General features: G+C 40.6%; 12 protein-coding genes. 5 read left to right on the forward strand and 7 right to left on the reverse strand.

What is annotated here, in order from left to right; genetic code table 11:
- Positions 1-68: 68 nt before the first annotated feature.
- Both BXY_RS15560 and BXY_RS15565 read right to left on the reverse strand, forming a co-directional pair.
- The gene (locus BXY_RS15560) at positions 69-3032 is read right to left on the reverse strand and encodes a glycoside hydrolase family 2 protein (RefSeq protein ID WP_015532412.1); all 2964 of its coding nucleotides are present in this window, start codon (positions 3030-3032) and stop codon (positions 69-71) included.
- 14 nt (positions 3033-3046) lie between these two features.
- Positions 3047-4948, reverse strand: a complete 1902-nt coding sequence (locus BXY_RS15565; protein ID WP_004308504.1) for a rhamnogalacturonan lyase — start codon at positions 4946-4948, stop codon at positions 3047-3049.
- Positions 4949-5168: 220 nt separating this feature from the next.
- Here BXY_RS15565 and BXY_RS15570 point away from each other — a divergent pair, with 220 nt between their 5' ends.
- Positions 5169-6632 (forward strand): glycoside hydrolase family 28 protein, encoded by a 1464-nt coding sequence (locus BXY_RS15570; RefSeq protein ID WP_004308505.1) that lies wholly within the window; start codon positions 5169-5171, stop codon positions 6630-6632.
- A gap of 68 nt (positions 6633-6700) precedes the next feature.
- On the opposite strand, the gene BXY_RS15575 is transcribed toward BXY_RS15570, so the two are convergent.
- The 5 genes from BXY_RS15575 to BXY_RS15595 all read right to left on the reverse strand — a co-directional run bounded on the left by BXY_RS15575 (position 6701) and on the right by BXY_RS15595 (position 17388).
- Positions 6701-9871, reverse strand: a complete 3171-nt coding sequence (locus BXY_RS15575; protein ID WP_008642250.1) for a DUF4450 domain-containing protein — start codon at positions 9869-9871, stop codon at positions 6701-6703.
- Entirely contained in the window at positions 9837-10346 is a 510-nt protein-coding gene (locus BXY_RS15580) for a DUF4450 domain-containing protein (protein ID WP_004308507.1), read from the reverse strand. The genes BXY_RS15575 and BXY_RS15580 overlap by 35 nt, the downstream gene beginning before the upstream one ends.
- Positions 10347-10385: 39 nt before the next feature.
- Positions 10386-11462, reverse strand: coding sequence for a glycoside hydrolase family protein (locus BXY_RS15585; RefSeq protein ID WP_004312563.1), 1077 nt, complete (start codon positions 11460-11462; stop codon positions 10386-10388).
- 663 nt (positions 11463-12125) lie between these two features.
- Entirely contained in the window at positions 12126-12905 is a 780-nt protein-coding gene (locus tag BXY_RS15590) for a hypothetical protein (protein WP_008642253.1), read from the reverse strand.
- A gap of 124 nt (positions 12906-13029) precedes the next feature.
- Positions 13030-17388, reverse strand: a complete 4359-nt coding sequence (locus tag BXY_RS15595) for a hybrid sensor histidine kinase/response regulator transcription factor (RefSeq protein ID WP_004312562.1) — start codon at positions 17386-17388, stop codon at positions 13030-13032.
- A 302-nt stretch (positions 17389-17690) separates the two neighbouring features.
- Between BXY_RS15595 and BXY_RS15600 the strand changes: the two genes are divergently transcribed.
- Genes BXY_RS15600 through BXY_RS15615 form a run of 4 tightly spaced genes read left to right on the forward strand, consistent with a single transcriptional unit; the run spans position 17691 to position 26778 of the window.
- Entirely contained in the window at positions 17691-20831 is a 3141-nt protein-coding gene (locus tag BXY_RS15600) for a SusC/RagA family TonB-linked outer membrane protein (RefSeq protein ID WP_196043080.1), read from the forward strand.
- Positions 20832-20842: 11 nt separating this feature from the next.
- A complete protein-coding gene (locus tag BXY_RS15605; RefSeq protein ID WP_004308511.1) occupies positions 20843-22462 on the forward strand; it encodes a RagB/SusD family nutrient uptake outer membrane protein in 1620 nt (539 codons plus the stop codon).
- Positions 22463-22500: 38 nt separating this feature from the next.
- On the forward strand, positions 22501-25743 hold the full coding sequence (locus BXY_RS15610) for a DUF4450 domain-containing protein (RefSeq protein WP_008018608.1): 3243 nt from the start codon (positions 22501-22503) through the stop codon (positions 25741-25743).
- A 42-nt stretch (positions 25744-25785) separates the two neighbouring features.
- Positions 25786-26778 (forward strand): fimbrillin family protein, encoded by a 993-nt coding sequence (locus tag BXY_RS15615; RefSeq protein WP_015532416.1) that lies wholly within the window; start codon positions 25786-25788, stop codon positions 26776-26778.
- The last annotated feature ends 13 nt before the right edge of the window (positions 26779-26791 follow it).

The raw sequence follows: 26791 nt of genomic DNA on the forward strand, positions 1-26791 counted from the left end.
CGTTAAAATTCAGTTTATGAACAAAGATACTTGATGGCAGGCAAATAAACAACATTGCCGGAACTTTTTTATTTGATTGTTTCGAGAAACTCAACTTCGATGATTCTCAACTGGTGTTTGCTACTGCTTTTTTCCAATTCCATTGTATTGGCCGCTATAGCCTCTACTTCGATAATCTGTCCGAAAGCATCTTTGTCACTGGTGTTTCCTTTCAAGCGGATGGTTATCGTATTAGCACGTACGGGCTTTTCTACATTGAGATGAATATATCCCAGGCTTTTATCCGTGTTTCCGCTCCAAATCAAGGTGTTGCCGGCATATACTTCCAGCGGGTAACTTCGTGAACGCCATCCTTGCAGTTTGATGCATATATCGTCTATTTCGGCATCTCTTTCCAATGTATAGGTAATCCATGCAGTGCTTAGTTTACCGTCATTCTTCCATTCGGTCAGTTCGATATCATCGTAGCTTTTTTCAGCATCATTATTGTTGGAACCGGCTTTTGCCGAAACGATTCGTACACCCTTTTTGCTGTCTTTGTAAGAAGGGGTAGAAGGTGTTTCTCCTCTATCCAGTCTGCCTTTCAAAGTGGCCTGCGGAAGATAGGTACTCAAACCTCCGGTCACTTTTACAGGCACCGTTTCCAATGTGAGAGAGGCACTTAGAAGTCCTTTAGCCTGTGCTGTCAGAGTTACTTTTCCGGCAGCCGTCGTGCTGCGGATCAGTGCGCGGTTGATACCACATTCTACCGGAAGGTTTGTATCAAGAATATGATTGTTTTTACCTTGAGCAATACCTCCGCGCCATTCCGCCTGACCCTTGAGTGTGAACTGAATAGTGCGGTTGTCCAACGGACAACGTTGTCCGTCTTTATCTACCACTTCCACCTGTATCAATGTCATATCCGTACCGTCTGCATGAAAGCCTTCGGGGTTTTGGATAGCGGTAAGTTTCAGACTGGCAGGTTCACCGGCTGTATTTACAGCATAACGACTGATTTCTTTCCCTGCTTTATTGTAGCTGACAGCTTCCAGTTTGCCCGGTTTGAAGGCTACGTTGTCGAAAGTAAAGAGAAAATTGTATTGGCGTTTGCCTTTACCCAGGGAGTTACCATTCAGGAAAAGCTCCACCTCTTCTCCGGTAGATACTACCTGCACAGGTTTTACCGTATTATCCGGATAGTTCCAGTGTCCGATGATGTAGGTCTGGTCTTTTTCCGTATCTACCCATCCGTCCCACATTACCTGATGTGCGTAGAAAGCATCTTTTTCGATACGCATCGCGTCCGTCACTCCACTTCTTCGGTAGTTTTCCGCACCCCGGTAGTGGGTATTGGTGTCGGAGAAGATAATTTTAGTACCGCCGGAGCTGACTCTGTTACCCGTTCCGGGACGCTCACGCCAATAATCATACCAGCGGGCTATCATGGTGATGGCAAGTTCATCTTGGTTGCGGTTATAGTCAGTGGCCGGTTGTCCTTTATAAAGTGGTCCGTCACCTTCTTTGTGGAAAGGATAGCTATATTCATCCCAGTACTTTCTTAAACCTTCGTCGCGGCAATATTCGGTCGCCCACATCGGATGATGTTCGCTTCTGTTGATGTACAGCATTTCGCCACCGTATTCCGCTTCGCGGATATCCAACATTTCACGTGATCCGATGGCACGTCCGCCGAACGGGTCGTATTTGTCGCGGACAGCTTTCATTTCTATCATGTGTTCGCGGCTGATGGCTTTGTTGCCACATTCGTAGAACAGGATACTCGGATTATTACGGTTGTAGATAATCGCGTCTCGCATCAACTCCACCCGTTGTTCCCATTGACGTCCTTCACGGTCTTTTTCTGCATCTCCGGCAGGCATTGCCTGTATCAGACCTACACGGTCGCAGGATTCTACATCCTGTTTCCACGGAGTAGCGTGCATCCAGCGAACCAGATTCGCGTTTCCTTTCACCATCAGGTCATTAGAAAAATCGCTCAACCAGGCAGGTACGGACAGACCTACTGCCGGCCATTCGTTGCTGGTGCGCTGTGCATACCCTTTCATTTGGATAACACGGTCGTTCAACCATATCTTTCCTTCCGCGAAGCGGGTCTTGCGGAAGCCGGTGCGGGTACTGACTTCGTCGAATATCTGATTATTATCATCTTTCAAAGCGGTTTTTACCGTATACAAGTAACCATATCCCCAACTCCAGAAGTGAAGATTATGAAGGATGGCAGATGCTTTTACCGTCTTAGTCTCTCCGGCTTTCAAAGTCACTTTATCACCTTGGAAAGTTTTCATTAGTTTGCCGTCGGCATCAAGTATAGTCACCTGATAGCTGAATTGCCGGGTAGCTTTACTGTCATTTCTGACTTCCGATTCGGCATGAATCGTAGCTTTGCGTCCTTGGATGTCGAAGTCTTGGGCATAGACGTATACGCCTGTCGTTTTCAGGTTGCTATATAGGGGAAGAGTCTGATATACATTATCAGTAACGTACAAGAAGACGTTTTTAGGAATACCGCCATAGTTGGCATTGAAATTGCGGTCGTTCCACTGGAACTTAGAGTTAGTTCCTTCTTCTCTGTACATCCAGTCGTTGTCGGTGCGAACGGCAATCACGTTCTCACCCTCTTTGATATGTGGAGTCAGGTCGAACCCTACCGCCATAACACCGTTTTCGTGTCTGCCTAGATAATGTCCGTTAAGATAGAAGTCTCCGCGTTGGCGTACTCCTTCAAATTCGACGAATACTTTCTGATTACTTTTCAGTTCCGGAATCTGGAAACTCTTGCGATACCATACCACTGTATCTGTCAATTGTTCAATGGAAAGTTTGAATGCTTCATCTTCATTGAAGGCATGGGGCAAAGTTACTTGTTTCCATTTACTGTCGTCGAATTTTGTATCTTTGGCTTTAGGAAAGTCTCCTATCCGCAGCTTCCATTCGCTGTTGAAATTGTATTTTTTGCGTTCGGATGCCTGTATATTAATGGCGGACAGTATAGCCAGGAGAAATGTGAAAAGAAATAATTTGTGTTTCATGATAGTCTCTTAACTTACTTGAATTGATATCCTCTGAAAGTACCTTTCATTTTTATAAGGTCCGGTCCGAAATAGAATCCCGGTTGTGTTGGCTGGTTATAGCCTACATTTTGGGTAGCGATACTGATTCTGTATATCGGTTCTTCAAGGAAGGTGTGGAATCTGTATTCGGTCGGAATAGTCGAAACGTAGAGCCGGAGAGCAGCGTTGTTCTCGGAGCGTACGAGTACTTCTTCCCGCCAATCGCCTATAATGTCACCTTGGAGACAAGGATTCGATTTCGTTCCATTGTTGAAAAGAGTTCCTGTGAATTTGACAAGCGGAACAAACTTTTTGTTTTCCCAGTCGTATTTAATAATCATGTTTCTATCCAATAGTTCGCGTAATAGGTCTCCATCCCACCAGACAGCCATATTGGTCGGCATATTTCTCATTTTAGGGGCTATGATTTCTCCTTTTACGTTTCGAATTCCTTGTGAATCTCCTGACCACATTTCCACACCCGGATGAGTCGGGTCAATGTCGGCGGCCATACAACGTCCTACATCGGTATTGCTTTTTATCTGTAATAACACTTCTCCGGTGGCGGCATCTCTGTACGTACTTCCGTCACGTTTGTTTTCGTGGCAGTCCCATACTTGCAGACCTTTACGGGAAGGGTCAAAATGTGTCAGGTGGATGGCGTCTCCATGTCCCATTCGGGTAGAATAAAGTCCTTTGCCGTTGTGGTCGATAGCACAGGAACCGTAAATAATTTCGTCGCATCCGTCACCATCCACATCGCCTACACGCAGATTGTGGTTTCCTTGTCCGGCGTACTGCTCGCATCCGGGATGGTTGCTGTCGAATACCCATCGGTTCTTCAGTTCTTTTCCGTTCCAGTCGAAGGCCGCCAGAACGGTGCGTGTGTAGTAGCCTCGGCACATGACAACACTTGGGTGTACTCCGTCAAGATAGGCTACACAAGCCAGGAAGCGGTCGCTTCGGTTACCTTTTGCGTCTCCCCAGTCGGCAACGTTGCCGCGGGCAGGGATATAGTCGATGGTATGTAAGGCTTCACCGGTGTCTCCTGAAAAAACAGTCAGGTATTCTTTGCCTTTCAGAATACGTCCTTGCTTCATCATTTGATTCCTGCTTGGGTCAAAAGTACCGGCTTCGCGATAGTCTGCATCAGCATTTCCAATTACTTTTCCTTTTCCGTCCACTGTTCCGTCGGCAGTCCGCATCACTACTTCCGCTTTGCCGTCACCATCCAGATCGTACACCATGAATTGAGTATAATGAGCTCCTGCACGTATGTTTTTACCCAAGTTGATACGCCATAGTTGTTCTCCGTTCATTCGGTAACAATCGATGTATACTTCGCCTGTATAACCTTCGTGTGCATTGTCGTGTGAATTGCTGGGATCCCATTTGAGGATAATTTCGTATTCGCCGTCACCGTCTACGTCACCGATGGAAGCATCATTGGGACTGTACGTGTAGGTATCGCCTGCCGGAGTTATTCCGTCTGCCGGTTTTTGCAGGGGAATTTCCAGATAGCCGAGAGGCGCGTTTTCCGGGAATGTGTATGTACCGTCAATGTGATGCGTCTCCTTTCCTTTTAGAACAGGACGCACTTCGTAAACAGCCGTTTTCTGACTGTTATTCTTATCACGGAACAGGGTGCTGACAGTGATGGGAGTGTCTGTCAATTTCTTCCCGTCTCTGTATACGTTGAAACCGGTTTGTATCGGATCGGAAGAAAGATACCTCCACGAAACGATTACTTCTGAAGGGTTTTCGCGAATGGCAACTACGCCGCGGTTTAGTTTCTCCCGTTGTAACTTTGAGTAGTTATAACCAGGTTGTGCTGTCATTGTTACAACAGGCAGTAACATGAATATGCACAATAGATAAATTGCAATTCTTCTCATATTTGTTTTATCGGTTTGGACCTTATTGTATTTATTCACTCGCAAAATTACTCCTTTTTGTGATGTATGAAATGGAGAAATGTACAAAGACTATATACAATTGTGCACCCTTTCAAGTTAATTGTCCGTATGATATAATATTCTATCTTTTGCGTACATCTGTCCATTACCTCTTTGATGATATGCGATAATTTTGCAACGTGAACTAAAAGAAGTAATTATGAAGTATCTTTTATCTATTGTACTATTGGCCTTGATTGGTTTTACAACTCCGAAAAAGACGATTCCTGCTTATGATTGGGGAAGTGTATCTGCAGAGCCGGATTTGTCGTGGGCCGATCAGGTGGGGGCGCAGAGGACTCCGGAAAACACAGAATGGGATGCCGGAAAGTTCGGGTTGCGGAATGACACTTCCGTATTCAGTACTCCTGCTATCCAGGCCGCTATTGATGCTTGTCACCAACAGGGAGGAGGTACGGTAGTTGTTGCCCCGGGGTATTATAAAATAGGTGCTTTGTTTATCAAGAGTGGTGTGAATCTGCATCTTAGTAAAGGTACTACCTTGCTTGCGAGTGATAATATTCAGGACTATCCGGAATTTCCTTCCCGCATTGCCGGTATCGAAATGACATGGCCTTCGGCCGTTATCAATATAATGGATGCGGAAAATGCCGCTCTTACGGGGGAAGGTTTTATCGATTGCCGCGGAAAAGTATTCTGGGATAAATATTGGGCGATGCGGGAGGAATATGAGAAGAAGAATCTGCGTTGGATTGTGGATTATGATTGCAAGCGGGTGAGGGGAGTACTGGTTTCCAACAGCAAGCATATCACGTTGAAAGACTTTACGTTGGTGCGTACGGGATTCTGGGCTTGTCAGATTTTGTATTCGGATCATTGTTCGGTGAGCGGACTTACTATTAATAATAATGTAGGAGGTCACGGACCAAGTACGGATGGCATTGATATTGATTCATCTACCAATATTCTGGTAGAAAACTGTGATGTGGATTGCAACGATGATAATATTTGTATTAAGGCAGGGCGTGACGCCGACGGACTGCGTGTGAATCGTCCCACGGAGAATGTGGTGGTTCGTAACTGTATTGCCCGTAAAGGTGCAGGGTTACTGACTTGCGGAAGTGAGACTTCCGGTTCTATTCGTAATGTACTGGCTCATGATCTGATAGCGTATGGCACAGGATCTGTATTACGGCTTAAATCGTCTATGAATCGTGGTGGGACAGTAGAGAATATTTATGTCACAGGAGTTGAGGCTGATAGTGTATCTAATGTATTGGAGGTGGATTTGAACTGGCATCCAAAATATAGTTATTCGAAATTACCTGTAGAATATGAAAGTAGGGAGATTCCTGCACATTGGAAAATAATGCTGACTCCAGTAGAACCTAAAGAAAAAGGGTATCCACACTTTCGCAATGTTTATTTCTCTCATGTAAGAGCGAAAAGATCTAAATGTTTCATTACAGCTTCGGGGTGGAATGATAGTTTACGTATTGAGAACTTCTATCTATTTAATATTCGAGCACAAGTGAAAACAGCGGGAAAGATAGTGTATGGAAAAAAAGTTCGATTAAGTGAAATTTATTTGGAAGTGGAAGATAAGAGTCAAGTAAGACAAGAATACAATATTGATAGTAAAATAGAAATCAGTTATCAGTAGGAATATTATGGACAGTGTCCAGAAATATATAGAATGAGGGTGTATCATTGATCACCCTCATTCTGTGGCTATTTGACTAGCGTTACTCCCATCAATCCTATCACGACTTCATTGGCTGTCGTCTCCAAAGATAATGATTTTAATTCTTTAACTGGATTGAGTGGCAGATCAAGCATTGTAGCCATACCACCATCAATAGATATCGGGTTGTTCGATATTGTTTTTCCAAGTTCGCCTGCATGATATTTGCTTACATCACCTGTTTTAAGGCGTACTCTCCACGGACGTGGATCTTTAGTGTTGAAAGCATATCCATCTACGAATATATCCTGATCTAAAGGAATTAAATTATCTGGTAATATAAGTTTCAGTACTTCTTTTTGTCCATCTGTATATTCTATTTTGATTTCGCCATTTACTATATGAGATTGCATATAATAAGTGGAAGCTGCAATGAGGAAATAGGCTTTAGAAGCTTTACCGTTTAGTGGTATATTAATGGAAGTCGGGTAGTTATCCCATAATGTGGTGAATGCAATATTATTATATTCTTTTTCTCCTGGAGTACTGAAAGGTATTCCTTGTGGCATAATGAATCTATTGTTATTTCTTGAAGCCTTATTTCTTATTCCACGGTCATCAATAACAGAAATACTTTGAGGATGACACCATTGTCCCATACCTTGGGTCGGAACTTGTAATGTGGTGTATTTCCATCTTGGGAACATATATTTTCCATAAGCGAATATATTACTTACTTTGTCATTAAATATTTTCTTCATGTCTACCGTCTTATAAACTGATTTTTCCGGTACAGAGATATTCCAATTGATGGCTCGAAAAGAGTAAGTGTCTTTTCCGGATTTGACTTTTATTCTATTAGTTCCTGAAGATGCAATGGGAATATCAAATTCATAGTTGTTTTTTCCATGAGCTTCTATATTGATGTTTTCATTCACCTTTTTACCATTGATATACAAATCACCTTTTATCACTTTATCCATATTGTTTTTCAAGGTAAAAATAAGAGAAGAAGATTCAGAATCACAAACGATATCAAGCGGATTGTTGACATTTATATCTATGGGAAGCCAATAATTCATATTTCCATTGGTGATATTGACAAATACAGTGCGATGTCCGTTTTGAGCGGTTATAGTGCCGGTTAGTATGTCATTCTTTAAGTTTGCATGACGCAGAACGTTTTGCGGGTCATATATTTTTCCTGATTTATAAGGAATATTTAGTCTGAACTGGCTGCCATTGGCTACATTGACAGATATCATGTCTCTGTTTATTTTTTCTCCGTCCCATTCTATCGTGATATCGTATTTGTCAGCTATTCCTGCCTCAAACTTAATTTCTGGAGATAAAATAGTGGTTGTAAGTAAAGTATAGGGTGTATCTTTTCCATTTACTTTGATAGATTTAATTTTGTTTCTTATAGCTTTTATTTCCATTGACAAGCTGACATCTTTTTTGAGTAAATTAGGAGTTATAGAATACCTTTCTATATTGCCTTTCCTTTCAAAAGTATATGCCATATTTTGAGTTTCAATTTCTGCAAAATTCCAATCATCGGGGAATCCGGGTCTTATCGTTAGTCTATTATTAATAAGATCTGGCATGATACCGTACATACCCTGTACAAGAGCACGTACCCCTGTCGCTATTCCATCGGCAAAATCACGATATGTCTCTCTGCGGGCTGCGTCATAGAATGACAATTGTGTGACATTTCCCGGACCTGAACCAAGGTACATCGCATCCAGAACAGCTCCTTTGAACATTTTGAAAGCCTCTTCATAACGTCCTGTTTGCCAATAAGCAAGGGCGGTATGTGAGATTTCTCCGAAAGCGACATTGTTGATAGACCACATATAAGGTTGCCAGTTTGTTGTTGAAATCACATAATTGGCAGTATCCTTCAAACCTTTTCCCATGACGGGGATGTGGGGGATTTCCGTATCTATATATCGGGTTGCCTGATATGCCTTGAAGGGATCATGTATATCAGAATCTATTGCATGATAAATAGTCCATATGGCAGCGTTGTCATGTCGTATCCGGTTTCCCATATTATCTTTAAACTCCGCCCACCATCCTTTGTCTTTTATCCATAATTCTTTGTTTATGGCAGATAATATAAGTTCTGCTTCTTTTTTGTATATGCTTGGATCTTTTCCTAATTTTTCGGATATTTCTGCCATTATTTTATTTGCCCGGTAGTTATATGCAGTAGAATGTGTCACTTTACCGCCATTGTATTGTAATGCGTCTGAAGCCCAGATACAAGCATAGGCATCATATAACCCGTCGTTATCGGGGTCGAATAGTTTTTTTTCCCATGTAAAGTGACGTTGGAGGGCAGGATATATTTCTCGTGCGTAATCAAGATCTCCGGTCCATTTGAGATGCCACAACAGTTGGTCTATAAAGACTAGATTCATATCATAATGATGCATGACGTCTCTTCTATTAGGAACTCTTCCTATATAACCATTACTATACATGGGGGTTCCCCATATTTTTGCAGACCGTGCGAGGTTTAGGGCTGTGTCCTGAAGATGGGGTAATGTGACGGGAACATCTATAACTTGCGAATTAAGATAACCGTTAAAGTGAGTTTTTGCCCTATCTTCTAATCCCATCAAGTCTGCGAGATAAGCCCCTCTCCAACCGGTAAGAAGTAATTCGCGGAAACAGATGGCTCCATGTAGATACGATGGAGATTGCCATACAGCATCTTCCGCTCCAGAGAAGGTGCCTCCTAATGTGTTCAGAAATGGATCAGGTGTTTTTATTTTGATTCTGGAAGCTATTTGGGTTCTGAACTCAACACCTTTGTTGAAAACATTACTGAGATCATTATATTGAAACTCACTATGACTTTTAGGGTTGTGCAGTTCAATATAGAAAGGAATGGTACTAACCGGATATTTTGCTATGATAACCGGTTTGTTTGATTTGCGGGATGTGATAAGTTCGTCCAATTGGTCAATAAGGTTTCCATCCACTTCTTTTATATCAGTTCCGATAGGAAAGGTTCCTGCTATGGACATTACTTTATGTTGAGAGGCTCTGTTGCTGGTGTGGTGCCCGTATTGTATCGTAAATTTGTTTTGATTAATTTGATATATATTTCCGGAACAATTGTTGGCTTTAATGAAAAAACAATCGGCTGGGTCGGAATTCAAGTCTCCCTCACGTCCGAATTTCTGATTGTTGGCTCCCCCCATATATCCACAAGATTTTAGTGCCGGCAGGGATGTCTTTGGCTTTGTATCTTACTACTAATCCATCGCCATCGGACATAGCTACAGCATCAATTGTCAGACTGCCGTTTCCTAGATGTCTCCTGTCTCTCACAATGTAGGTGCGTTGCCCGGATTTAAAACGAGATTCAATGAATTCCATATCTTTTATCCAAGTAATATTTGAGGGGGTAGATATAGCCATATATACACTTCCACCGAGGTTAGGCATGTAAAGTCCGAATTCGGGGAAGTCACTGGTTTCAAAACGAAAGCCGGTATTAGTTCCATAAATAGCTCTAGTAAATCTTTTATTTCCATTGGTTATTACAAACTCTTCTCCTTCGGGTTTATATCGAAGAGTTCTTTCTTCTCCGTGCCAATAGGAGGAGTGAGGCAAGTCTTTTGCGTTTGCCGGGAATTGCAACAAGGTAAATAATATCAATATAATTTTTTTCATAACAGTTTTTTATAAGTGTACTTTAAGTTCTATGTTCGTTTATTCGGGCTTGATTTTAAAGACGAAACCTGAAGATGTTTCTGCTTTTCCCCCTTGGGAAGCCGTGAAAAGGTAAGCCGGTTTTCCATTTTTCATTAGTACTTGCGGGCGTTCGAAACGTCCATAACGTTTGAGATGTTTAGGAGCGGGTGGTTGTTTGATATAATGCTCTGCTCCAAACCAACCAATTTGAGGGTTTTGCCAGTTCAGCCCGTCTTTGGATTCGAAATAGAGCCCCACTGTATGGTCGTAGAACCCCATATCTCTCATTAACATTTTGAATATACCGTTTTCATACCAGATATACGCATCTTCTACTTGCCTGTTTTCTCCGAAACCGGAGAAATCGACGATCGGATTTTTTTCATATCGTCGATAAGGTCCTGTGATTTTATCTGCAAAAGCTACCCCATATTTCCGGTTACCTGAAATACCATTGATATGTTGGTTCACATATTCATTTTCATTACAAGATTTATAATAAAGCCAGTATTTTCCGTCCGGATGTTTTAAGAAAGCTGGATTAGTGGTAATATAATCATCCCATTCACCTGTATTTCCAGGCATTAATAATGGTTTTTCGCATCTTTCCCACGGTCCCCAAATAGAGTTTGCTACAGCGTATCCGATACGTTTCGTTCCAAATTTACCATTGGTTGCTCCCATGTAAAATAGCCAGTAACGACCGTCTATTTTATAAATGCTTGGATTGTGACATGTATTACCATCAAAATAGCCCGGGCGGGGGGACAGTACTGTTGATACATATTTGTATGGGCCTTCCGGTTGGTCGGCTACGGCGTGTGCGATTTCACAATGCCCCAGCCATCCTTTCATTTCATACTTTTTTTCCCAACGTGAATAAAATACATGTACTTTATTCTTTTCATCTATAATTGGTGCACAACACCACACATAATAATTATCGTCTTCCAAGATGCGTCCCATAGGTTCCAGACGTTCAGCAAAAGAAGAAATAGCATCTGCTGGATAGTTCTTCGGCTGGTCAAGACTTTGGGCTTGTGCCGACGCAATCTTTAAAATAAAGAATAATGCATAAAAAAGGATGTGTTTCATAATTTCTGTGATATTTATATATGATTAATAATTCTTTTAGACCTGTATGACAAAATTAGGTTGATTCTGCAAATAGCTATGATGAAAAAATTCCATTTTGTATGTAGTTTTATCCACAAATAGCGATATTATGGTTGTAAGGTATTAGATATGGAACTTTGTTACAAATACTTTTTCTTATAGTAGCGCACTCTTGACAAAGCCTTTTTAATTTTGTATATTTGCAAGCGGAAAGATTAATGGATAAAGAATTTAAAAAAGAATGAAAATAGAATAGTACAATATTATAACAATATATCAGAAGCTCCTTACAATAGTTAAGCTGTGAGAGTTACCGTATAAGCTAAAGGCTGCAAATCTTTATAAGGTTCGCAGTCTTTTTTGTTATGAAAAAGTACAGGGAGAACCTTAAAATCGAAATTTATAATTTATAATAAACTTGGATACCGTTTTTAATAAACTCCTCAATAGTTTATTAAAAACAGAAAGCTTGTCTATTAAAGATAAGTCATTTTTTTTCTTTATGTGAAGGAGGAGGATAATACTTATTATGATGTAAAATGACAGAAGTGAATTTAAGTGACATGATTGTAAAAACAATGGAGCATTGTACACAATTCAATGCTCCATATTACATCATAATGCAATAATAAAAATAGATTTTTATTGAGCTATCACACCTGCCCAACTGGAAGAGAAGCGGAAGTTACCGACATTTCCGGTCAAATCATCGCGGTTCCTAAATGAAATAGAACGAATCCCCCCTTTTAATTTGTTATTATCTTCGTCCCCCTTCGCTACCACATCGGGTTGAGGTTCTTCTGCTGTTAAGGCTGGGTCTACAAATAATGAAACCTCGTTCTTTTTATAATCCAGTTTGAGAACCAATAGATGCGTCTTATTAAGCGCATGGCTTTTGAAGGATTCTGCATTAACTCTTAACAGATTAGTCCCGAATCGGATATGTTCATCGTCTATCTTACCGACATATACTCTGGCACGCAGATTACCGCCAGTATGAACAGGGGAAAGAGCAATGAAATCGCCTAAGCGACTGGAAGCGACGGAGGAAAAGTTTGCCAAAAATGAAAGGTATAAAGTTCCCCTGCAATAGTCATTCTTTTCAGAAATGGAATATACGCTAAATCTTGAACCTTTCACATTTTCCGGGAGTTCTCCTATTTTGATAGATACTCCTTTTTCCGTATATCCCTCATAACTGAGCTCTTGTCCGGTAATGGGACTACCGGCATTCTTGTCAGTTTGGGAAGAGAATGCTTCACACCAGGTATCTATTTTTATCGGAGCATCAGCTTTATTATATGTAGCTTTTTCCAATTTATCACCTTGTTTATATCCATTTAGCAGATTGCTTTTTAATACTTGTGCGTTGCTTGATAATACAAAGGCTGCCAGGCTTAAAATTAATACTGATCTTTTCATAATGCTATAATTAAATGTGTTGATAATTTTTTCTGAGACAAAATTAGTCTGAACTTTTTATTCCGACTAGTGAAAAAATTCCATTAAACATGTACATATGTTCACAAACACATAAATATATTTATTAATCTTCGTTTATTTCTGTTTCTCTTATGCCCTCTTGGTATCTTTTCTGATAACTGGAAGGAGAGATGCCAAATTGAGCCTTAAAACATCTGCTGAAATAGAACGGGTCATTGATGCCGACCATATAAGTTACTTCAGATACGGTATATTTCTTGGTTGACAACAATTCAGCAGCTTTCTTCATTCGCATGATACGAAGATATTCTTTGGGAGTATATCCGGTCACTCCACGCACTTTACGGTAAAAGATGGTGCGACCCAGTGACATCATAGAAGCAAAATCATCGGCAGTAAATTCAGGGTTAGTCAGTTGTTCTTCCACTATCTTGGTCAGATTTTCGACAAACTCCTTGTCTTTATCCGATGTACACATCACAGGACGTTTGGCTGACAAGTCATTGGAAAACTTCTCCTTTAGTTTGTCACGCTGTTCTATCAGTTTGAATATGCTTGCCAGTAACAGTTTGGTACTGAAAGGTTTTGTTATGTAAGAGTCTGCACCGCTTTTCACTCCTTCCAGATGGCTTTCCGCTGCATTCAGGGCTGTAAGTAGGATTATAGGAATATGACTGGTACTAAAGTCACTTTTTAGTTTACGGGTTATCTCGAAACCATTATATCCAGGCATCATGACATCGCTGATAATGAGGTCTATATCATTATTATGGGCATACTCCAGACCATTTTTTCCATCCGCTTCGGCAGCAACCTCGAAATATGGGGTCAGTTCTTCTTTCAAGAATTCCCGTACGTCATTGTCATCCTCGATAATAAGTATTTTCCGTTTGTTTAGAGGACCCTCTTGATCAGATGCGTTCAGTTCTGTTTTTAGTTCTTTCTCTATATTTTCTACTTCTTTATCTATTTCTTCTTCTGATTCAGAGTGAGCATTTTCCTCATTAAGAGCAGAAAGCGAAGGATGGTTTTGTGCTTCTTCTTTTAATATGGCATTTTCAGGAATAAGGAAGTCGTTAGATTGATAAATGGAAGAATCAGTAGGTAAAGTTACAATGAAAATAGAACCACCTGACGGATTTTCTTCATAGCAGATGTTCCCTTTGTGAACATGAACCAGTTCATGGGTAAGATGTAAACCTACTCCTATACTGTCGCTAGAAAAACTGCTTTGCATGAAACGTTTAAACAGCTCATTACGTTTTTCTTTGGGTATGCCTACACCTGTATCCGTTACTTTCATGATTAATAGCTGTTTCTGTTTATCAATATAAATGCTGAATTCTATCTTTCCACCGGAAGGAGTATATTTGAAAGCATTTGATAAAAGATTGTAGGCGATTTTGTCGATATTACCTTTATCAATATACATTTTGTATGAATTGACGGATGGTATAAATTTGAAATCCATATTCTTGGATTCGGCTGTATCCTGAAAGCTTAGGTAGATTTCATATAAGAAAGCGATAACGTCAGTTTCTTCAAGTGAAAGGGCGAGTTTGTTGTTCTGCATTTTCCGGAATTCAAGTAATTGGTTGATCAGACGCAGCATACGCTGGGTACTTTTGTCCATTAGTTTGATAGAGTAACGTATCTCCTTGGGGATATTGTGGGTACGGTGGATTCTGTCCAAAGCCCCTTGTATTAGTGTAAGCGGAGTTCTGAATTCATGTGAGATATTGGTGAAAAATACTAACTTGTATTCTGTTAATTGCTTTTCTACTTTAATTTTATTCCGCAAGTTGTTAATATTCCTGATAGTACGATATACAAAATACATGATAATGCCTGCAATGAGTATGTAAACAAAGAAAGCCCATCCGGTTGCCCAAAAAGGGGGAGTTACTTTGATTTCAAGTGTCTCCTCGTTATCACTCCATATACCTGATACGCTGCAGGCTTTGACATGTAGATAGTAGGTACCTGCCGGTAAGTTTTTATAAGCTGCAAAGTTTAATGTAGAAGGAATACTCCAGTCATCGTCATATCCTTCAAGTTTGTAGCTGAACCTTGTATTAGTCGAAATTGGATAGTCAAAAGTGGAGAAGTCTATGACAAAGGAACTTTGGTAATATTTCAGACTGATGGCATCTGTATATGCCAGAGCGGCTGTCAATGGAGAGTCCATATCGGCAGGACGGACTGATATTCCGTTTAACTTTAAGTCTGTAAATGTAACGGACAGAATTTTCTCTTTGTTTTTAATTTGCTTAGTATTGAGTATTATAAGTCCGTGGTTGGTGCCGAAAGCCAAACGACCATCTTTTAATTTGGCACATCCTTCTGTATATACATTCCCCAATATATCATTAGAAAAGAAGTAATTGTTGAATATTTTGTTTTCCGGGTTAAAACAAGAAATCCCATATTCGGTGGATACCCAGATATTTCCTTCATCATCTTCAATGAAAGCTTGTACTACACTGTGGACAAGTCCATCATTGACCGTATAGTGAGTAAAGGATATATCTTTATAATCATTCTTTATATTGGCTACGCAAAATCCGATACCTGATTCGGCAATCCATATCCTGCCTTTCTTATCTTGTATAATTGATTTTATTTCATTGCTTTTCAGGGCATGGTTATCCAGATTGTATTGGTAAAAATCGTTCGGGTCTTTTATAATACGGTCAGGATCGAATACAAAAACACCTTCACTGGTTCCTACCCATATCCATCCGTTACGGTCTTCGCAGATAGTGCGGATTTCCTTTTGGCCATAAGTCTTATTGAAAAAATGCCGGAATATGTATTTGTCTTTTTTAGGAACAGCGAGATCAAGTCCTCCGCCGAACGTTCCTATCCACATACGTTGTTTGCGGTCTTGCAAAATGCAGAATACTGGATCGGCAGCTAAGGAATTTGTATCGGTTGCCTGATGTATATAGTGTTGGTCGTCTCCGACTTGGAGCCCTTTCCCGCGTGTTCCCAACCATATATTACCTTTACTATCCTCACATGCAGAATAGATATTTATATCATAATACTTTTTGCTTTTCTGTTTTGTTAGTTTATTATCGTAGATATATAATCCGCCTGCACGCGTTGTTATCCATACTTCGTCATCTTGCATGTGGGATATGAAGCGGATGGCATTTGCCCTGTCGATATTTAATTCACCTTCGGGATATACTTTTGCAGCCCCTTTATTTATGATTTCAATTTGGGATATACCGGAATATTCGCTACTTGTCCATAAATTGCCCGAGTGATCTTCTATTATATATTGAAGATAGTTTGAGGCGATGGGATTTGTATGATTGGCGGTTGCGGTAAAATGTTCCAGTTCTTTAGTAGTAGGATTATAGGCAAAAAGTCCGTTCCCATAAGTCGTTATCCATATAATGTCTCTGGAGTCATGATAGACATGATAGCGTTCGTAATCAATGAAATATGGAAGCTTTGACGATCTTACATCAATCTTTTTGACACTACCGGATTCTTTTTGAATATAGTTAATGTATCCAGTCTGATTATGAACCCAGTAGTTGTTGCGGTTATCTTTCACTACCAATCCATTACGGATATTGAGCTCTTCCGGAGCAATTCTGGTTGTATTGGTCTTGGGATTGAATAAGATTCCGCCTTGTTTGGTAAATAACAGCCATTCGTTACGTAATACAATATTGCCTGTTAGCAAAAAATCAGTTGATGTGGCAGTATTGGCAACTTTCGTGAGGTGCTGCTGGTTGTATTTCCAAATAAATCCCTCTGATGTTATGAAATAAATAGTATTATCAATGACTGCGCTTTGAAGGAAGTAGTGAGTCGAATCTATACATTCGAGCGTGTTATCTTTAAGTAAATACAGCCCTTTTCCTGTACCAATCCAAATGGAATTTGAATCAAATACACTAAGAAAACGTATATTGTCGGATTTTAGTTTATGGTTGTCGGTAGAATATGTTTCCGAACTGAATTTGTTGTTTTTATAAGTAATTTTCCGGCAGCCTTGCACCCTTCCCCAAAGCCATATATCCTTATTAGGGAGGATTGTGACTTCATTATAACGGTCTTTCATTTCTCCTTTGCCGGTGAAATCTACAAAACAGTCTTTTTTCAAATCATAACAACTGATTTGTTCCGCGGAAGTTGTAATCCATAGGAATCCGTCGGAGTCTTCCTGTACACTTCTGATACGATGATCCGCTAATGACAGTTCTTCACCGCTCTGGGGACGGAAAGTAACAAATGAATTTCCATCATAACGGCTCAGGCCATTTAAAGTAGAAAACCAAATGAATCCTTTGCTGTCTTGATAGATATGCCTGATAGAATTATTGGCTAATCCGTCAGTGGCAGTCAGATTCCTAGCATGTATTTCTATGGAGGCGTTTGCCGGATATATAATACATGTACATATAAAAAAGAAAATTGTAGCTTTAATGAAGAATCTCATACTTGTATAGTGATAATAATGATTGTGTTTTTTTAGATTTGCGGTAAAGATAGATAAATAGCACGTAATTTTAAAGTTTAAATTCAGACTTTTGCATTGAATTTCTTGAATAACCTGAAAAAAAGAAAGAGGGACTATATAAGAATGTTCAGGTGGACAAATGTGCATGGTATATGGAGAAAAATGCATGAGCAGCTTCATGTATGCCGCTATATTTGCTGTTGAATTGATAACTGGATTTTGTATTACCATGGTTTATGAGATTGTATAAAACTAATATTATTAAATGAAAACTAGAATGTATGAAAAGCACTGTTTGTGAGATTAGCTGTTGGAGAAGAAAATATATATTTTTCTTCTTGATGATGATTTCGGCTCTCCATTCGGTCACAGTATTTGCACAAAAACGTACCATATCCGGTACGGTGGTTGATGAACGAAATGAACCGTTGATCGGGGCAACTATTGTAGCAGAAGGGAAGTCTGGAATGACAATTACCAATGTGGATGGCAAATTTACTCTTGCAGTTCCTGATAAAGCTAAGACAATTGAGGTGTCTTATTTGGGATATGCTTCACAGACTATTTCTATTAAAGGAAAGAGTGTTTTTGCCATCAGGATGAGCGAAAATGACGTGCAAATGGACGAAGTGGTTGTAATCGGTTATGGTACAGCCAAAAGGGGGAATGTGACCGGGGCCATTGCCAAAGTTGATGCAGCGAAACTTGAAGACCGTCCGGCACCCAATCTTGCCTCTTCATTGCAGGGGCAGTTGGCGGGAGTAGAAGTACGGTCAACTAATGGTGCGCCGGGATCAGAATTACAGATTCGTGTGCGCGGAGCTGCTTCCATTAATGCGGATGCCACTCCTTTATATGTAGTAGATGGAATTCCGATAGATGATTTGGGAAGTATCAACCCAAATGATATTCAGTCGATTGAAGTTTTGAAAGACGCTTCATCTTCTGCTATTTACGGTTCTCGTGGTGCTAATGGTGTTGTTTTGATTACAACTAAAATGGCTAATAAGGATGATAAAGTCCGGGTACAGTTTTCTGCTGCATTCAGTATCCAACAATTGGAAAAGAAAATAGATGTACTAAGCCCGGAAGAGTGGATCACTTTCCGGACTGCCTATAACAATAGTAGATACCTTGCTGCTTTAGGAGGAAAAGGAGCTACGGCAGATGATGATTGGGATACCCGTTATGCCTTGAATGGTAATCGGGTAAACTATGAGTATATGAATGACCCGCGATGGACACAGCCCGGTTACGGTGGATTAAGACTAATTGACTGGCAGGATGAATTTTATCGTTTGGCTCCGATGCAGAATTATCAGCTTTCTGTTTCAAATGGTAGAGGGAATACTCAATACCGGCTTTCTCTGGGATATATAGACCAGCAAGGTATTGCTATAGAGAGTGCTTACAAACGTTTGAATCTGCGGGCTAATGTGGAGACAAAATTGTATGATCGCATCACTTTAGGCGTTAATATGGCTCCGTCAATGGACTGGAAAGATGGTGGGCGTGTGGATGGCAAAGATCAGCAGGCAAATCAGGTTTTGACAATGTGTCCAGTTGCAGAGCCAGATGCTGGGATATATTCCGGTGCGGAACCTTATGCCTCTTATTTATGGTCTAGTACAAAAATCAGCCCTATTGCTTATATGGAGCAGGTCACCAATCATATCGAAACGGCCCGGTTGAATTCTTCAGCTTTTATCAGAGTCAATATTATTGACGGATTGAGGGCGGAAGTGAAAGGTGCGTATGATTTTACAAGCCGTCAGACTCGCACTTTTACTCCGAGTTCGGTAATTAAGAACTGGACGGATGGTGAAGGGTATCATAGTTCTGCCAACCGTATAGATATACGGTCATCCAAATATCTGTTGCAGGCTGTATTAAATTATGATAAGAAATTAGGCAAGCATAATATTGCCGCTATGGCAGGTTATTCAATGGAAAGTTCTTCGGGAGCCACTACAAACTTGTCTGCGCAACAGTTCCCGGATAATTCACTTGAAGTTTTCAACCAAAGTGATGAGGCTATAAAAGTTGCGTTAGCTACCTTGTCAACTCCCAATCGCTTATTATCCTATTTCGGGCGTGCCCAGTATGAATATGATAACCGTTACCTGTTGACAGCAAGTATTCGTCGCGACGGTTCTTCACGTTTCGGAAAGAATAATCGTTGGGGGATGTTTCCTGCTGTTTCTGCTGCCTATCGAATCTCTAACGAGAAGTTTTGGCCGGAAAAGTTTGTGGTCAATCAAATGAAAATACGCGGTAGCTGGGGTATGAATGGAAATAATTCTATTTCTACTAACGCTGCTATCGGGCTGATGGGTAGTTCCAACTATTCAATTGGTGGAAGCCTGACCAATGGTTTTGCTTCCAGTTCAATTGATAATAAAGAACTTGGATGGGAAAAGACACACAGTTGGAATGTTGGTTTGGATTTGGGATTTTTTGATAACAGGATAACTCTTGCTGCCGATTATTATGATAAAACGACTAAAGATTTATTATATCAGGTTTCTGTTCCTGGCACAATGGGATTCACACAAGCATGGGGGAATATCGGTAGTATAAAAAATAAAGGGTTTGAGATTGAACTGACTACCCAAAACTTGACAGGAAGGTTCAAGTGGACTACTTCTTTGAATATAGCTTATAATAAGAATAAGGTGTTGAGTTTGGGAGAAGATAATAGTACGGTTTTCATTGGATGGGATAAATCGAATACACAGGTATTGATGGTTGGACAACCTTTGAGGGCATATTATATGTATGATGCTGTAGGAGTGTATCAGTATAAGGAAGATTTGAGGAAATATCCTACAATGTCCAATTCTATCCAGGGTGATGTGAGATACCGTGATGTGAATGATGACGGTAAGATTAATGACCAGGATCGTACGTTGGTTGGTAAACCGGATCCCGATTATACTTTTGGTATGACAAATACCTTTAAATATAAAGATTTCGACCTGTCTGTATTACTGACTGGACAGACAGGGGGAATGATATATAGTCTGCTCGGTCGTGGCATGGATCGTCCGGGTATGGGAGCATCTATCAATGTATTGTCACGTTGGAAAAATATGTGGGTTTCCGAGGAACAGCCGGGTGATGGGAAAACTCCCGGTATTAATAACTCTAATACAGGTTCACTGTACGATACCCGCTGGTTGTATAGTACCGATTTTATTAAAATTAAAAACGTAACGCTGGGCTATCGTATTCCCATCAAAAATAAGAAGATAATTAATTATGCCCGTGTTTATATTTCGGGAGAAAATCTTCTGATGTGGGATAAATATGAAGGTGGTTATTCTCCGGAAGTAAATAATGACGGAAAGAATAGTGACTATGATTACGGTTCATATCCGCAGGCTAGAACTATTACTTTAGGGGTAAATGTAACATTCTAATAAAAGAAACTATGAAACTATATCAATATATACTAAGTGGAGCTATGAGTATGGGATTGTTATTCTCTTCTTGTAGTGACTGGCTAGATGTCACTCCGGTAGATACCCGTACTACTGAAAACTTTTATACGACCCCGTCGCAAATGGAGCAAGCGTTGATAGGAGTATATAACGGACTGCTTCCGTTGTCGACTTATGCTTTACTTATGTCAGAGGTTCGTTCGGATAATACATGGTGCGGAGAACTGAGTACGGCACAGCGTGACTATATGGACATCAGTTCTTTTAACCCTAATATATCGACCATTGCAACAGTTCGGGATGCATGGAATGACTTGTTTGAGATTGTTTCGCGTGCCAATTTGTTTTTGTCCAAGGTAGATGGGGTGAATTATACTATTGAAGGAATAAAGGAACAACAAATAGGAGAAGCGCGTTTTTTGAGAGCATTAGCTTATTTTGATTTGGTTCGTTATTACGGGCGTGTTCCTTTGACGCTTGTTCCTCAGACTATTTCAGAAGCAATGTCGACTCCGCAGTCGGAGGCTGTAGAAATTTATGAGAAGGTTATTATTCCTGATTTGGAATATGCTGTCGGAAGCCTGACGGAGGAACCGAAGGATTATCTAGGAAGGAAATCCGCCAGTGGCCGTGCAACATTGACTGCGGCAAAGGCATTGTTAGGAAGAGTTTATCTGACAATGGCGGGATTTCCTCTGTATGATGAAACTAAAAAGGAACTCGCTAGGGAGCTTCTTGAAGAAGTAATTGATTATGCGGATGCAACCGGTAAATTTTGGGCTAAAAATGCAAGTGAATGGCAAAGAATGTGGATAAATGAGAATGATAATAAATATCACATCTTTGAAATTCAATATATAGTCGCTAAAGATTATGGTAATCCGATGGTATTTCACTCCGTGCCTCGTTTACCTTCGAAATATGTTACTCTTGAAATGTCCGGTAATAGTATTGCTTGTGCGAAGGGGCTTGATAATTTATTGAAAGAGGAACAAGATGAAGAAGGACATTTTCTTGATGTACGGTGTCTGGCTACTATTGATACGACCAAGTTTGTGAATGATGACAATCCTAATAGTGTGACGAAATATGCAGGTGAGGATTTCTTTATCAAATTCCTGGAACATAAAATGAAAAGAGAAGCATTGGGGTATGATGATATTAATGCGCAGATAGTGGATCGTACTTATTTCCCTCTGAATTTCCCGTTGATTCGTTTGGAAGATGTGATGTTGATGTATGCCGAGATTGTAGGTCCAACTTCAAAAGGGGTTGATATGGTCGACAGGATACGGCGGCGTGCAGGAATACCGGTATTGACAAATGCCGAAAAGGAACCGGCTGCATTCCGGGAATGTGTTGACAAGGAGAGACGGAGAGAGTTGGCTTGTGAAGGAATCCGTTGGCATGATTTGGTACGTCATAATAATCTTCAAGCTGTTCGTGATAAATTTCAGGAATATGCAGTGGATGCCAATGGTAATGTCATACGTCCGACTTTGTTATTGTATATCCGGCAAATAAAGGATGGAACTTATCTCTATCCTATTCCCGATTCGCAGATGAAAGTGAAAGAGGGGCTGTATGTACAAAATGAAGCGTATCGTTAAAAATTGAAGTAAATGTAATAAATATAGGATAGGAAAATATGAATAAAAGTTGTTTGATTGGTTTTCTGATGTGCTCTGCGTTCTCACTTGTTGTACAAGCAGCGACAGATGGGGCGCATATAACAAAGACAATTTCCCAAATTGAACGTAAAAAAGGGATAAAACGTACTATACAATATCGTCCGGATGGTAATGATTTTGTTTGTGTGAACGGCAAGAATCGCTATACTCGTGCATTGTACGGAGGTATTACAGACTTTAGGATTGAAACGAGCGACCGGCCTGTGTTTGCTGCTTATAAGCCGAAGGATAGTAAGCATATCTGTTTTCGCTTGCAATGTGGTAATCAAAGTATAGCTCTTGATTCTTTAAAATTTTGTGAGGCCAGATACAGGGCGGGAAGGCGTACTTATCGTCTGACAGATCCTTTGTTGGGCAAAGGTGAATTAAATATCTCCGTACTGGCATTTCCTGACGCAGAAGGAGGGATATGGCGGTTTACAATGAAGGATATGCCGGAGGGGGCTCTTTTACATTGCTATATTTCAGAGATTAGAGCGAAGAATTTAAGCCGCAATGGTGATATGGGTGCTGATCGTGCTGATAGTTTTGATGCTCCCCAACTTCCGAAAGAACAGAAACATTATAAATTGAGTTTGGATGGAACGACTGCTTATATTGTTGTGGAAGATCAGGAGTTACGTTTACCAGCTCTTGTTGAAGGAACTTCCCTATACGATAAGTCTGAAAAGTGGCGTTCGGAGATAGAGTCATCTCTTCAGATTTCTACTCCGGATCCCTATTTTAATCCATTGGGAGGGGCTTTGGCGGCTGCCGCTGATGGAATATGGGATGGCAAAATATGGCTTCACGGCGCTATTGGCTGGCGTTCGCAATTAAATGGCTGGCGTGCTGCTTATATCGGTGATTTTATTGGCTGGCATGATAGGGCTCGTACGCATTTCGATTCGTATGCAGCAAGTCAGGTTACGGATGTCCCTGCGACAATACCTCATCCTACACAGGATACTGCTTTACATTTGGCACGTTCGGTAAAAAAATGGGGTACCCCGCATTACAGTAACGGGTATATTTGCCGTACTCCTTACCGAAAGGATCAAATGCATCATTATGATATGAATCTTTGCTACATTGATGAGTTGCTCTGGCATTTCAACTGGACCGGCGATTTGGACTATGTACGTAAAATGTGGCTTGTATTGACTAGTCATCTGGCATGGGAAAAATTGAATTATGACCCTGATAATGACGGGCTGTATGATGCTTATTGCTGTATTTGGGCCAGTGATGCACTTTATTATAACAGTGGAGCTGTAACTCATTCGTCAGCGTATAACTATCGTGCTAATAAATTGGCCGCTATGCTGGCTGAAAAGATAGGGGAAGATGCTACTCCCTATGAAAAAGAGGCGGATAAGATATTGAAAGCGATGAATGAAAGGCTTTGGATAAAAGATAAAGGGCATTGGGCCGAGTTTCAAGATTTCATGGGGCATAAGCGTTTACATGAAAGCGCTGGTTTGTGGACTATCTATCACGCGATAGATAGTGAAACAGCCGATCCTTTCCAGGCTTATCAGGCAACCCGGTATGTCGATACCTCTATTCCGCATATTCCGGTATTTGCAGATGGGTTGGATCGTGATTATGAAACATTATCCACTACGAACTGGATGCCTTATGTGTGGAGTGTGAATAATGTGGCGTTTGCCGAGGTGATGCATACTGCGCTTGCTTTTTTTCAGGCAGGGCGTGGAGACGATGGTTTTAATTTGTTGAAAGGTTCTATTCTGGATGGGATGTACCTTGGGAAAAGTCCTGGCAATTTCGGACAAATAAGTTTGTATGATGCTGTTCGCCGGGAAACTTACCGTGATTTTGCAGACCAAATAGGTATAACATCCCGCACTTTGATACAGGGCTTGTATGGCGTTTCGCCGGATGCTCTGAATGGAAAATTGGTGATCCGCCCGGGATTTCCTATGGCGTGGGATAAGGCGTCTATGTCAATGGCTGATTTAGCTTATGAATTCTTACGTAAGGGTGATATGGATATTTATAATGTGACACAACGTTTCAAAGAACCATTGGCCTTGACGTTGCAAGTGAATGCAGTGAAGGATAAGATCCGTTTGGTAAAGGTGAATGGAAAAGCTGTGAAATGGAAGACGGAAGAAGCTGCGAATGGGTATCCTCTGATTGTTGTTTCTGTACCGGCTGTCACCAAAGCTGAAATCGAGATTCAATGGGAAGGTAATGTCTTACAACAGATTGCAAATGATGAAATTGTTACTACGCTGGAAGGACAGGTAGACTTGAACGCTCCTCAGGGTATTTCGTTTCTTAAAGTATATGACCCGCAAAATGTTCTGGTAACGAAGAAGGTAAACACAACCAAGCTTTCGTCGAAAGTGAATAAAGATAAGAAAGGACATCATACTTTCTTTGTGTACACTCGTCAAGGGAATATGGAATGGTGGCAACCTGTCAATGTCTATGTCAATGTTCCTCAAGTCGTATACAATGGATTTGAAAATATTGAAACTGGTAAATGTCGTGTGGTAAACATGGATAAGCAGTTTAATTCTTCTGTAGCGGATATTTTTAAAAATGAGTATTTATCTCCACGTTCTCCTTATACAACTTTGCAGTTACCGACTCAGGGAATTGGAGAATGGTGCCATCCATTGCTGACTGCTGAAATTGATGATTCCGGCTTACGTAGCTTGGTGAAGGATAATATGTATAAAACTTCACTTGGTATTCCTTTCCGTGTAATGAAAGAAGGTAACAATATCGCTTACACTTCTTTATGGGATAATTATCCGGATATGGTGAAGGTTCCTCTCTCTGGAAAAGCTTCCCATGCTTATTTGTTGCTTGTAGGGAGCACCAATCATATGCAGTGCCGGATAGCCAACGGAATTGTACGTGTATATTATACAGATGGAACTTCAGAGGTGCTGGAATTGGTAAACCCTGATAATTGGTGTCCGATTGAGCAGGACTTTTATCTGGATGATTTTGCTTTTGATGCTCCCAGACCTCGCCCGTATCGGTTTCATTTAAAAACAGGAATCGTGAGTCGTGATTTGGGAAAGGCTTTGAAACTTCGCGGATCTGCCGACCGCAGATTTGAAGGTGGCGCCGGTGTCATGCTGGATATTCCGTTGGACAAGAATAAGACTCTGAAAGAACTGACATTGGAAACCGTTGCTAATGATGTAGTGATTGGATTGATGAGCGTAACATTACAATAACAGTCTTTATTCCGAAAATATAACTTGTTAAATTATAGTATTATGAAAAGAAAAATGCCATTTATTGCTGCATTGTCTATCTTATGTTGGGGATGTAGCAGCTATGATTACTCCGGCGATGATATCGTCGGGGTGAAAGCGCCAATCTCGGGAACAATCACGGAGGTTGTGGAGAAGTCCCGGACTGTTGGTACTACGTGGACTGATGGTGATCGTATAGGGGTAACTTGTGAAGATGATGTAAATATTTCCTATAAATATACAGGAAATTTATCTTCGTTTGCAGCATTTGACGAGAATCAGTCTATTTATTTCCTGGGAAAACAGGAACATGTATTGTCCGCCTATTATCCATTTACGGAGACTTCCGTTATGGTTGCCGATTGTATAACAGTGGAAACGACTTCGGATAAACAAACACAGGAAAAGCAAATGTCCATTGATTTTCTTTATGCGACTACGGAAGCCGGACGGAACAATCCGGATGTCAACTTTGCTTTTTCGCATCAGATGAGCAGGATTGATTTTTCTTTTGAAGGAAAAGACGGTTTGACGTTGGATGACATAACTTATACGTTGATTGGCTTGAAACTTAAAGGAACTTTCAATACAATAGACGGCACGACCGCTGTTGTCGAAGATGCACCGGCTTTGGCGTTATCTCAGAAGGTTATGGCCGGTGAAAATATGCGGACTTCATTGATTGTATTTCCTCAAAAAGTTTCAGAGGTTACTTTTGAGATAGAAATGGGCGGGAAATCTTTTATCAAGAAGATTGGTGAGATGGACCTGGTTCCCGGACACATACATCCGTACACTGTAATAATCAGTGAGAGGGATGAAACGATTTATGTAACTGTCGAATCAGGAGAAGTTCAGGGATGGGTTGAAGGAGATCGTCAGGAAATTAATACAAGTGACGGTAATACTATTACAGGAGTTGAACCAGGAGATGTACAATGGGATGGGGGAAATACTCAAACTATTGTGAGTCAGGGGGGCAGGTCAATAAGTATGGAGTTATATGATAATTAAACATTTAAAAGAA

Source organism: Bacteroides xylanisolvens XB1A (genome assembly GCF_000210075.1).
Taxonomy (GTDB): Bacteria; Bacteroidota; Bacteroidia; order Bacteroidales; family Bacteroidaceae; genus Bacteroides; species Bacteroides xylanisolvens.